The 11,890-nt window shown below is 41.7% G+C and carries 11 protein-coding genes; 9 read left to right on the forward strand and 2 right to left on the reverse strand.

Going from position 1 to position 11,890, the window contains the following annotated elements; translation table 11 throughout:
* Positions 1-642, reverse strand: coding sequence for a class II aldolase/adducin family protein (locus tag AU255_RS08780; RefSeq protein ID WP_143735895.1), 642 nt, complete (start codon positions 640-642; stop codon positions 1-3).
* A gap of 109 nt (positions 643-751) precedes the next feature.
* Between AU255_RS08780 and nrdR the strand changes: the two genes are divergently transcribed.
* The 9 genes from nrdR to AU255_RS08825 all read left to right on the forward strand — a co-directional run bounded on the left by nrdR (position 752) and on the right by AU255_RS08825 (position 10,085).
* Complete coding sequence (nrdR, locus tag AU255_RS08785) at positions 752-1,216, forward strand: transcriptional regulator NrdR (RefSeq protein WP_080522526.1); 465 nt, start codon at positions 752-754, stop codon at positions 1,214-1,216.
* Positions 1,209-2,324: a bifunctional diaminohydroxyphosphoribosylaminopyrimidine deaminase/5-amino-6-(5-phosphoribosylamino)uracil reductase RibD gene (gene ribD / locus AU255_RS08790; RefSeq protein WP_080522527.1), complete on the forward strand. Its 1,116-nt coding sequence runs from the start codon at positions 1,209-1,211 to the stop codon at positions 2,322-2,324. The genes nrdR and ribD overlap by 8 nt, the downstream gene beginning before the upstream one ends.
* 1 nt (position 2,325) lies before the next feature.
* Entirely contained in the window at positions 2,326-2,979 is a 654-nt protein-coding gene (locus AU255_RS08795; RefSeq protein ID WP_080522528.1) for a riboflavin synthase, read from the forward strand.
* Between the two features lie 4 nt (positions 2,980-2,983).
* On the forward strand, positions 2,984-4,096 hold the full coding sequence (gene ribBA / locus AU255_RS08800) for a bifunctional 3,4-dihydroxy-2-butanone-4-phosphate synthase/GTP cyclohydrolase II (RefSeq protein ID WP_080522529.1): 1,113 nt from the start codon (positions 2,984-2,986) through the stop codon (positions 4,094-4,096).
* A 63-nt stretch (positions 4,097-4,159) separates the two neighbouring features.
* A complete protein-coding gene (ribH, locus tag AU255_RS08805; RefSeq protein ID WP_080522530.1) occupies positions 4,160-4,636 on the forward strand; it encodes a 6,7-dimethyl-8-ribityllumazine synthase in 477 nt (158 codons plus the stop codon).
* A complete protein-coding gene (gene nusB / locus AU255_RS08810) occupies positions 4,636-5,079 on the forward strand; it encodes a transcription antitermination factor NusB (protein ID WP_080522531.1) in 444 nt (147 codons plus the stop codon). The genes ribH and nusB overlap by 1 nt, the downstream gene beginning before the upstream one ends.
* A 15-nt stretch (positions 5,080-5,094) precedes the next feature.
* Positions 5,095-6,573: a phosphomannomutase gene (locus AU255_RS08815; RefSeq protein ID WP_080522532.1), complete on the forward strand. Its 1,479-nt coding sequence runs from the start codon at positions 5,095-5,097 to the stop codon at positions 6,571-6,573.
* Between the two features lie 177 nt (positions 6,574-6,750).
* Complete coding sequence (locus AU255_RS21085) at positions 6,751-9,540, forward strand: DNA translocase FtsK (RefSeq protein WP_198942574.1); 2,790 nt, start codon at positions 6,751-6,753, stop codon at positions 9,538-9,540.
* A gap of 38 nt (positions 9,541-9,578) precedes the next feature.
* The gene (locus tag AU255_RS08825) at positions 9,579-10,085 is read left to right on the forward strand and encodes a hypothetical protein (RefSeq protein WP_080522533.1); all 507 of its coding nucleotides are present in this window, start codon (positions 9,579-9,581) and stop codon (positions 10,083-10,085) included.
* An 85-nt stretch (positions 10,086-10,170) separates the two neighbouring features.
* Here AU255_RS08825 and AU255_RS08830 read toward each other — a convergent pair whose 3' ends face one another.
* A complete protein-coding gene (locus tag AU255_RS08830; RefSeq protein WP_080522534.1) occupies positions 10,171-11,673 on the reverse strand; it encodes a Ni/Fe hydrogenase subunit alpha in 1,503 nt (500 codons plus the stop codon).
* Between the last annotated feature and the right edge of the window lie 217 nt (positions 11,674-11,890).

The raw sequence follows: 11,890 nt of genomic DNA on the forward strand, positions 1-11,890 counted from the left end.
TCAAAGGTTGTAAGCATGGGTTTTAGCATTCGCTAAAGTCGTTATTATCGTACATGCTGCCTGTGGGAAACTCTGACCAAAAGCAAGAACGCCATCTTCATGTCCTAATAGGGTGAATAGAGCCCGTTGTTTTAATGCTTCTGAATGAAATAATTCACCAATTGCAAGCGCCATTTCTGGCGTACCATAAGTAACATCTAATGCGGTGTGCGCTAGTTTTAAGGCTTTAGTTGCATGCCATATTTCTGGACTATGGGCATGAATAACGCACTGTATCGTTTGATCTTGTTGATAGACACTGGCATGACTTAGGGCTTCAGAAGAGGGTTTGCAAGGGCCAGATGAATACAGGTGATTGCTGTTTATATCTGCTTTTTCTACTAAACAATAGTGCACTTCTGTTAACTCTGCCAACCCGCCCGTCTGGGTACCGCTAATAATAAATTGTTCGCCTTTGAAACGCTGACTAATATTGCCATAGCCATAGCCCATATATCGATCAGTCTGCTGGCCAATCAATTGTAATTGATAAAGTAGTGTGCGCCAGGTATTGATTGTTGCAATATTCCAGTCGGAATGTGCCGTTGTGACCTCATGATGTAAGCGATATTTAATAACGCCTTCGGTTTCTTGTATACGCATTAGATGGATGAATTGCTAATTAACTCAGCTTTAAGTGCTAATTTATTGTAAAATTAGCTGTTTACGGTGATGCCACATTCTCATTATTTATAGCACAGTATGATATTTTATGCGTTGTCCATTCTGTAGTGCACAAGATACCCGGGTGATTGATTCTCGTTTGGCGAATGAAGGCGATCAAGTGCGCCGTCGACGTGAATGTGTGGCGTGTAAGGAACGGTTTACAACTTATGAAGTGACTGAGTTTAATTTGCCCAGAATAGTTAAACGTGATGGCTTGCGTGAACCTTTTGATGAAAACAAGTTACGTGCAGGCATTTTACGTGCTTTGGAAAAAAGGCCTGTGAGTAGTGATCAGATTGAAGCTGCTGTTACACGTATTAAGAAAGCACTAATGGCTAGCGGAGATAGAGAGGTCGCAGCACTGGAAATAGGCGAGCAAGTGATGAAAGAATTAAGTGCTTTAGATCATGTTGCTTTTGTGCGTTTTGCATCGGTGTATCGTAGTTTTCAGGATGTTAGTGAATTTACCGATATGATTGCTGATTTACAAAGCAAGCAAAATCATGCGTGATCAATCCACAAAGCAAGATTGTGTCTTTATGGCTCGCGCGTTGTTGCTGGCCAGAAAAGGGTGTTATACGACCAAGCCCAATCCGCGTGTTGGTTGTGTTTTAGTAAAAAATAATGAAATTATTGCTGAAGGCTGGCATATGCGCGCAGGGCAGGGGCATGCTGAGGTAGAAGCTTTAAAGCATACCCAGAATGCTCGAGGTGCAACGGTTTATGTCACCCTGGAGCCTTGCTTTCATTATGGAAGAACGCCGCCTTGTGCTGATGCTTTGATTAAGGCCGGTGTGGCGCGAGTTGTTGTTGCTATGCAAGACCCGAATCCTCTCGTTGCTGGAAAAGGGCTGGCATTACTTGAACAGGCCGGCATAAGGGTCTGCAGTGGCGTGCTGGAAGCTGAGGCTAAACAGCTGAATAAGGGCTTTATTAACCGTATGCTATATGGCAAACCTTACGTTACCAGTAAATTAGCAATGAGTCTGGATGGACGCACGGCAATGGCTTCGGGTGAAAGTAAGTGGATTACGTCTCCTGAAGCAAGGCAAGATGTACAAAAACTTCGTGCCGCAAGTGGCGCTGTGCTAACGGGTATTGATACGGTTCTAGCCGATGATCCAGGCATGAATGTGCGTCTGGACAATATTGATGTAGTACAACCGGTACGGGTTATTCTGGACTCTTCGCTAAGAACCCCTGTTGCAGCAAAACTATTAGCTTTAGAGGGGCGCAGCATTATTTTAACCTGTTCTGAAGACCAGCAGAAAATAGAAACCTTAGAACAAGCAGGGGCTGAAGTTTATCATTTAGCGTCTGATGCAAAGGGCCAGCTGGATTTACAGGAAGTATTAGTTTTTTTGGCCGAACAACAGATTAATGATGTGTTGCTTGAGGCCGGTAGTGTTCTTAATGGTGCCATGATGCAGCAGGGCTTAATAGATGAATGCATTTTCTATATGGCACCCAGTATTTTAGGTGCCAGCGGGCGCGGTTTATTTGCTATGCCTGAGGTGTCAGTTATGGCGGATAAAATACAATTACAGTTTGTTGATATGCGTAAAATTGGTCTGGATTTACGCCTTCACTTTAACGTACAAAATCAGGTGCATAAATAATATGTTTACAGGCATTATCTTGGCCATAGGTAAAATAACCCGAATAGAGCAAAAAGCAGGCGATGTGCGTTTAGCTGTAGATACCGGTAAGTTGTCCCTGGCCGATACCCATTTGGGCGATAGCATTGCGGTCAACGGGATTTGTCTGACAGCGGTAGAATTAAGCGAACATGGTTTTGTTGCAGATGTTTCAAATGAAACACTGGCGCGAACAAATTTAAAACAAGCTTCAATTGGCACACCGGTTAATCTGGAACTGGCATTAACGCCGCAAACTCGGATGGGTGGGCATATTGTTAGCGGACATATCGATGGTCTCGCTGTTTTACTGGAAAAGAAACCAGATGGTCGATCTATACGATTTAAGTTTAGAGCGCCAAATGAGCTAGCAAAGTATATTGCAGAAAAAGGGTCTATTTGTATTAACGGTATCAGTTTGACGGTGAATACTGTTGACGGTGCAGTATTTAGTGTCAATATCGTGCCGCATACTTTACAAGAAACCAGCTTAGGATTTGCCGAGGTAAATGATAAAGTTAATATTGAAGTAGATCTTTTGGCGCGTTATATGGAACGCCTGATGAAAGGTGAGGCCGCTGCAAATTGCGCCTCTGGTGTAACAGAAAATTTATTAAAAGAGAGTGGGTTTATTTAATTAGATGAATACAACTGAGGAAATTATTGAAGATATACGCCAGGGAAAAATGGTTATCATTATGGATGATGAAGACCGTGAAAATGAAGGTGATTTAGTGATGGCAGCAGATTATGTCCGTCCTGAAGATATTAATTTTATGGCGCGTTTTGGGCGCGGTCTGATTTGTTTGACTTTAACGGGTGAGCGCTGCCAGCAATTACGTTTACCTTTGATGGTGAGTGATAATAATGCGGCTTTCTCGACTAATTTTACGGTTTCCATAGAAGCCTCTGAAGGCGTTACTACTGGTATATCAGCTTCTGATAGAGCAAAAACGATACGTACTGCAGTAGCAAAAGGTGCAAAACCGGAGGATATTGTTCAGCCAGGTCATATTTTTCCTATTCGCGCGCGGGATGGCGGTGTTTTGAACCGTGCCGGACATACCGAAGCCGGCTGTGATTTAGCGCGTCTGGCAGGTGCAGAACCAGCCGGTGTCATTGTGGAGATTTTAAATGATGATGGTTCGATGGCCAGACGGCCTGATCTGGAGGTCTTTGCCAAAGAACATGATTTAAAAATTGGTACTATTGCCGACCTGATTCATTATCGTACCGAAAATGAAAGTACTCTGGAACGTATTAGTGAGTGTGCTTTACCGACTGAATATGGTAATTTCCGTCTAATCGCTTTTCAGGACCGTAATGACAATAAAATACACCTTGCTGTCGTTATGGGTGATGTGAGTAATGATGAGCCGGTTTTAGTGCGTGTACATGCACGTAATTTACTGGATGATATTTTTTCATCGACACGCAGTGATTGTCAGATGCCTGTACGTGAAGCGATGAAGCTCATTGCTGGAGAGGGCCGTGGTGTTTTAGTGGTCATTCGCCAGGATGAAAATAATAAGGCATTAGCTGAACTGGTTCATCAATATCAGATGCAGGATAATGGCGTGGTTATTCCTGCGGTAGCAGAAAAATCGGATGCCTGGCGCACTACGGGGACAGGATCGCAAATTCTTGCCGATCTGGGTGTGCATAAGATTAAAGTTTTAGGCCCGCATAAAACCTATTTTGGTTTATCAGGGTTTAACTTAGAATTAGTTGAAACATCTGAAACATCTGAATAAGCTGGATGGGCAAACGCTTTTGCGTGCCCATCTTTAATAGTTTACAAATTAGAGAGAAAAAATATGTCAGCAGTTAAAATATTAGAGGGTAATTTTACAGCACAAGGCGGTAAATATTGTGTTGTTGCTTCCCGTTTCAATAGCTTTATCGTCGAGCAATTAGAAAATGGTGCCATTGATGCACTAGTGCGTCATGGGGTTGATAAAAATGATATTACCCTGGTAAAAGCACCGGGAGCATTTGAGTTGCCGATGGTGGTTCAACGCCTTGCAGCGTCTAAGAAATATGATGCAATTATAGCCGTGGGTGCAGTGATACGTGGCGCTACACCGCACTTTGAATATGTTTCAAATGAATGTGTAAAAGGCATTGCTCAGGTGTCTATGCAATATGATATTCCTGTGAGTTTTGGTGTGTTAACAGTGGATAGTATAGAACAAGCGATTGAGCGTGCAGGGACTAAAGCGGGCAATAATGGTGCTTCTGCTGCATTATCGGCTATTGAAATGGTTAGTTTATTCAAGAATTTGGAAGCTTAATGAGTTCAGCAAAGACGAAAGCCAGGCAGTGTGCCGTACAAGCTTTGTATCAATGGCAAATGACCGGGCAAAATTTAAGCGCTATTGAAGGACAATTCCAGGAAGATCAACGTTTAAAAAATGCGCAAAAAAGCTATTTTTCTGATTTGTTTCATGGTGTACCAAAGTATTTAGACAGGATTGATGCTTCCATGGCTGATTTCGTTGATCGCGAAGTTGAGAAGATTGATCCTGTTGAGCGTGCCATATTAAGAATCGGGGTTTATGAATTATTGCTCAAACCCGAGACGCCTTACCGTGTGGTTATCAATGAAGGGGTGGAGTTAGCTAAATCTTTTGGTGCTGATGGTAGTCACCGTTATGTTAATGGCGTATTAGACAAAGTTGCGCAAGTTGAACGTAAGCTGGAAATTGAAGCTAAAAAGAAAAAAAATAGCATGTAGAGCCCGCTCAACAGTATGTCAGATATTTGGGAACAAGGAAAAATGAAAAATAAGGTTAAGTTTGGTACTAGCGGCATTCGCGGCCTGGTCAGCGATATGACCGATAAAGTATGTTATGCCTATACCTTGTCTTTTTTAGATTATCTGCAATCGATAGATGCAATTAAGGAAGGTTATACTGTTGGTATAGGCGGTGATTTGCGTAGTAGCACCCCGCGTATTATGAATGCAGTTGCTGCTGCTGTGATTGATGCCGGCTATCAGCCGGTAAATTGTGGATTGCTACCTACTCCAGCCTTGGCTCTATATGGAATTAGCCAGGGTATCCCTACGATTATGGTGACAGGTAGTCATATACCTGATGATCGCAATGGTATCAAATTTAACAAGCCTGATGGTGAAGTGCTTAAACAGGATGAGCAGGGCATTTTAGCGCAGGAGCCGGTGCTCAATGAAGTTTTGTTTGCCGATGAAAGCTTATATAAAGATGATTACTTGCCGACTGTTAATAAGACAGCAGAGCAGCAGTATGTAGCACGTTATGTCGATTTTTTTCCTGAGCAAGCTTTGGCAGGTTTAAAAATTGGTGTGTACCAGCACTCTTCGGTCGCACGTGATCTATTGGTGAGCATTTTATCGAGTTTAGGTGCAGAAGTGCTGCCATTAGGTCGCTCTGATCATTTTATATCAGTCGACACTGAAGCAATACGTGCTGAAGATGTCTTGCTGGCGAAACAATGGACCGAACAATACAATTTAGATTGTATTGTGTCAACAGATGGTGATGCAGACAGGCCTTTGGTCAGTGATGAATTTGGCGAATGGTTACGTGGTGATATTGCCGGACTATTAGTGGCACGCTTTTTACAGATAGATGCTGTGGTAACCCCGGTTAGTAGTAACAGTGCGGTAGAAAAATGCGCTGATTTTGCCCAGGTAGTGCGTACCAGGATAGGGTCACCCTATGTGATTTCCGCAATGCAAGCGATTGTAAATGCGCAGAAAGTAGCGGGATATGAAGCAAATGGGGGCTTTTTATTAAATACCCCGGTATTTTTAGAAGATAAGCAACTCTCCGCTTTGCCAACCCGGGATGCCGTTATCGTGCCATTGTGTATTTTACTGGCAGCGAAACAGGAAAAGGGCTCGATTGCAAACTTACTCAAGACCTTACCGGAACGTTATACTTATAGTGACAGAATCACAGACTTTCCTACTGAATTAAGTCAATCAGTTTTAGCGAAAATTCAAACCGCTGACCTGAATCAGGATGCTGCGGTTTTTGCACGCTTATTTGCAGGTCAACTTGAGGCAGCGGCAGGCTTTGATTTTACCGATGGCGTTCGCGTTAGCCTGGCTAATGATGAAATTGTACATCTGCGCGGTTCAGGTAATGCACCTGAATTACGTTGTTACACAGAGGCTGGCACTTATAGCCGGGCAAAAGAATTAAATAAATTATGTATCCGGCTTATGCATAGCTGGAAAGATTAATATCCTTTTTAAGGCATAACATCTGATTTTGATTTAAATACGTGGTGGACAGTGAATAGAAGAAAACCAATTAAAAAAAATTATTTTGCTATATTCCCTAGATTCTCTGGCCGTTGGTTAGTGTGGTCCGGGCTTGCTATCCTCGTAGCAGCTGTTTTTATCTGGATTTTTCAGCTTATGAGTAATAGCAGTGAGACTGAAAGTACTGCAATCGCCAGTGAAGATGTAGTCGCTTTGTTAGCTATGCTGATCATTCCTCTGGCTGTCATTTTTGCTGTGCTGACAGCTGTTGAAAAGATCACCGGTCTTTCGATTCTTGCAGGCGTTGAGTGGGTTGGAGAAAAGACGCTAAAACTATTTGATTGGTGTATTCGCACTGTTAAACAATGGCTGGGTGTAGAAATTAAAAATACCAACCGCCGTGTTCCTGTCCATACGCTTAGACGTAAATACCCGCAAAAAACAGGCAATACACAGGATGTCAGAACTGCTCTACTTGATCCCGATACTGACATGTACCCAGATGATGCAAGTGAGCCTGTTATTGCAGATTCTCAAGTACCCCTAAACGAACAAAGAGCAGCGGATTTGGATTTTTCTTCTGCAGAAACGGACATTGAAACGGTGGTTGTCGATGGTTTGATAACTGATGGTGCAGAGGCTGCTGTTATTGCACCAGAAAGTCTACGCTCTGAAGCTGGTGTGAATTTAGATTCAAATCCAACAGCAGTGGATAATAATCTGCAATCATTTGAGGATCTGGACAATACATTTAATGACCTTGAATTGGAATTAAAAACTTTTTTTCCTGATACTGAAGATTGGATTGATAATAAATCGGACGAACACATTAGTGATTTGGATACAGGCGAGGCTGAAAAGGTTTTTAGTGAACTGAATTCCAATGAAGAGCTAAAAAATGACATTTCTGCTACTGATACTTTGCACAGTGAGCCTGTTTATAAAACCAGGGAAATGGATGCATCTGAGGACGAAATGATCAATTTTGTCGACCCTGGCCAGTCGGCTGCAGAAGCAGTCAATAAAGTTGAGCCAGATGCTCGTTTTCAGGAGCCGCAATACCCGTTAGAAACGGAAACATTTAAAGCTGATTCCCTGGCGAATGATGATGATTTTATTAACAGAGCGATACAGGCAGCTAAAAATGAAGTGTTGCATTCAAAAAACCATAGTGCATCCGATACGCGGTTAACAACTGAATCTGATTTAAATTCAGGCACACAGGCATTGAACAAAGAACCAGCCAACTTACCCAGGGAACCTGATTTTATGATCAAGGCACTGCAAGCGGCTAAAGATAAGGAAACGGGTTCAGCTGCGGATATGCAAACAAATGAAGGATTAAAGAACGTTGAAAATCCGGGTTCTTACTCCTCATTGCTTAACCGGGCTGAAAAAACGACGGCAAATATTCTTTCCTCGTTTTCGCAAAGATTTTCCAAATCATTCAGTTTGCATCAAAAGACAGAATACCAACTGCCCTCCATAGAACTTTTGCAACGACACGAGCAATCTGTACATGCCTATACTACTGATGAGCTGGATATCATGTCGCGCAGTGTTGAGCGCGTGCTGAATGATTATAAAGTCAGTGCAGAAGTAGTTGGAGCTTATCCTGGACCTATTATTACCCGTTTTGAATTATCTTTGGCGCCAGGCGTTAAAGTCAGCCGTGTCAATGGACTAGCGAAAGACCTGGCACGTGCGATGCTGGTTACCAGTGTCCGTGTGGTAGAAATTATTGAAGGTACCCCATACATCGGCCTTGAAATTCCTAATCAGGAACGAGAACTGGTTTCTTTTCGTGAAATTATTAGTTCTGATCAGTTTCAGCAGGCTAAATCACCTATTACTCTTGCTCTAGGTAAAGATGTTTCTGGTCAGACGGTGGTTGCTAATTTGGCAAAAATGCCACATTTACTGGTTGCTGGAACGACGGGCTCAGGTAAGTCGGTTGCTATTAACACTATGATTCTTAGTATGCTATATAAGGCGACTCCTGATCAGGTGCGTATGATTATGGTGGATCCAAAAATGTTGGAGTTGTCTATTTATGAAGGTATTCCACATTTATTGACTCCGGTCGTTACCGATATGAAAGAAGCGCAAAATGCCTTGCGTTGGGCTGTCGCTGAAATGGAGCGGCGCTATAAACTAATGTCGAAAGTAGGGGTTAGAAATCTTGCCGGTTTTAATCAAATGATAAAAGATGCAGAGGCGAGAGGTGAAACAATTCGTGATCCATTGTTCGAGTTAATTGTCCCTTTAGAGGAAGGCGAAACATTTCCTGTGTTAACAACTTTACCTAGCATTGTCATTATTATCGATGAATTGGCCGATATGATGATGATCGTAGGTAAAAAAGTAGAGGAGTTAATTGCTCGTTTAGCACAAAAAGCACGTGCTGCAGGAATTCATTTAATACTGGCAACTCAGCGACCGTCTGTCGATGTATTAACGGGGCTTATAAAAGCCAATATACCTACACGTATTTCTTTTCAGGTTTCCTCGCGTATTGATTCGCGTACCATTTTAGATCAAGGTGGAGCTGAAGCATTACTGGGTAACGGCGATATGCTGTATTTACCTTCGGGCACCAGTGTACCAACGCGCTCCCATGGTGCTTTTGTTGATGATCATGAAGTTCATGCTGTGGTTGATTATTTGAAATCTCTTGGGAAAGCAAACTATTTATCTGAAATTACCCGGGAAGAACCTGCTGAAAATACGACTACTTTAGAAAGTGTTCAAGATGAAACCGATGAATTGTATGATGATGCAGTCAGTTTTGTTCTGGAAACCGGCAGGGCATCTATTTCAAGTGTGCAGCGACGCTTTAAAGTGGGCTATAATCGTGCAGCGAGAATGATTGATCAAATGGAAGACGAAAACATTGTTAGTGAACCGGAAGGGAATGGCTCCAGGCGAGTCCTTGATAGAGAATAGCGCCTCTACTTCTGAATATTAAATTTATTTTATAACTTATGTTAAAAGATTACTTACAATTATGCTGGCTGAGTGGCTACCCGGAAGATTTACCTTCAGATCGGAAATTTTTATTTTCTAATTTAGGCGCATATTTGCTACTGGGCTTATTTATTCAAGCAAATATCAGTGATCCTATAGAGGCTTTTGTACAAATATTTATTGAAGTTATTATCACTATTATTTTTATGGCTGGGTTGTTGCTAAATGATCGTAGCACCTATAATTTTGAGCGGTTTTTGACTGCAATCCTTGTTTGTGAAAATTTTGTTTACACCTTGGGATTACCTATACTGTTCTGGTATATTCTGGCCAAAGGCAGTGACTATGCAAATTATCCTATTTATTTTGGAATTGCTTTAATTGTGTGGTCTGTTGCGATTATAGCTCATTTGCTAAAGGGCCTTTTTAATCTGAACTGGAAGGTAAGTGCTAGTTTATCAATGTTATATTTTGTCTTGACCTACTTTGGTTCGTTTGGCATATTATTGTTGACGGGGCTGTAAAAACGGAATTAGCCTGCAATACAACCGCATCCGTAAGTGCACGAAGTATATTGCCAGGCTATAAATCCCGTTTTAATAAGTTATTCTATTCTGTTAGTTTTACAATTTCACCATTACTTTGTTTCATTATCTTATCGATAAGCACTCCTTCGGCGTCTACTAACTCAACCTGTAAGGGCATTTTGCCAACCGCATGGGTTGCACAAGATAAGCAAGGGTCATAAGCGCGAATTGCAACTTCAAGGTTATTTAATAAGGGTTTAGTTAATTCCTCCCCGGAAAGATATTCAGCGGCCACTTGACGTACTGATTCATTCATTCCCATATTATTACTGGTGGTAGAAACAATCAGGTTTGCTTTAGTAACAATATCATTTTCATCAATTTGATAGTCATGGAATAAAGTACCTCTTGGCGCCTCAATAACACCAATGCCATGATAGCGTTTTTCACCTTGAGCCACTAAATCTTTACTCATAATATCGGGATCATTGAGCAGGGTTTTAATGCTTTCGGCACAATGTAGTACTTCAATTAATCTTGCCCAGTGGAAAGCGAGTGTGCTGTGGACCATAGCAGCGTCTCCGGCGTGCTGCTTAAAAGCGACACGTTGTTTTTCTGCAAGAGGAGTATCGATATAATCACAATTATTTACTCTGGCTAAAGGTCCAACACGATACCAGCCATCTTCTTTGCCTAATGCCGTCAAATAAGGAAATTTCATATAAGTCCAAGAGCGGACTTCTTCATGGATAATATCGTTGTAGTGACAGTAATCGAAATGATCAAGTATCGTCTTGCCCTGTGTATCTTTGGCGCGGATACCGCCATGATAGAGTTCTAAAGCGCCATCGGCTTTAGTGAGTCCTAAATAGTTAGTGCTGATGGTCGCAAAATCATCATAATATGGTAAGTTTGAGCAATGTACTTTTTTAATCAGTGCGACAGAACCGGCAGACCATTCAATCATTTGATCAACATCTGCTAGTAAATAGTCTCGCTCCTCCTTAGTAAGAGATTTATTCATGCCGCCAGGAATTGCTCCTGTGCCATGTATACGTTTACCTGACACCATACGTATAACTTCCTGACCGAACTTGCGCAATTTGACGCCTTGTAAGCCAATGTCAGGATAGTCATTTAAAACGGCAATAATATTACGTTTACTAATGTCACTTTCAAAACCGAATAACAAATCAGGGCTGGAGAGGTGAAAAAAGTGCAATGCATGTGATTGCAGAACCTGACCAAAATGTAATAAGCGTCTAAGTTTATCTGCAGCAACAGGTAAATTTTCAGGATCTATGCCTACTAATTGGTCAATTGCCTTTGCTGCAGCTAAATGATGACTGACAGGACAGATGCCGCATAGCCGCTGTACTAAAACGGGTAACTCCCAGTAGGGGCGGCCTTGAATAAATTTTTCAAAACCCCGAAATTCAACGATATGTAAGCGGGCTTGCTGCACCTTATTATTTTCATCTAATAATAAGGTTACTTTACCGTGACCTTCTACACGAGAGACTGGATCAACGACTACGCGCTTGAGTTTTTCTGGATTTTTAGCGGTTTCTAAATTTTCATACATAAGTTTATGCGCCTTAAGCAAGTGTATTAGTTAATGATTGTATATCAGGAAATTGTACATACAAGTTTTATTGTTTATTTTTTCAGACGTTCTCTACATTCAGGTATTTATCAAATTTACATAGTTAGACTGAATTTTAAAAATACTCGAGTAACGCACAATAAATAGAACACTGCCTGGTTCCTGTGTTCTGCGTTTCTGCCATTAAGTTATGCCT

This window comes from Methyloprofundus sedimenti, from assembly GCF_002072955.1.
Lineage (GTDB): Bacteria > Pseudomonadota > Gammaproteobacteria > Methylococcales > Methylomonadaceae > Methyloprofundus > Methyloprofundus sedimenti.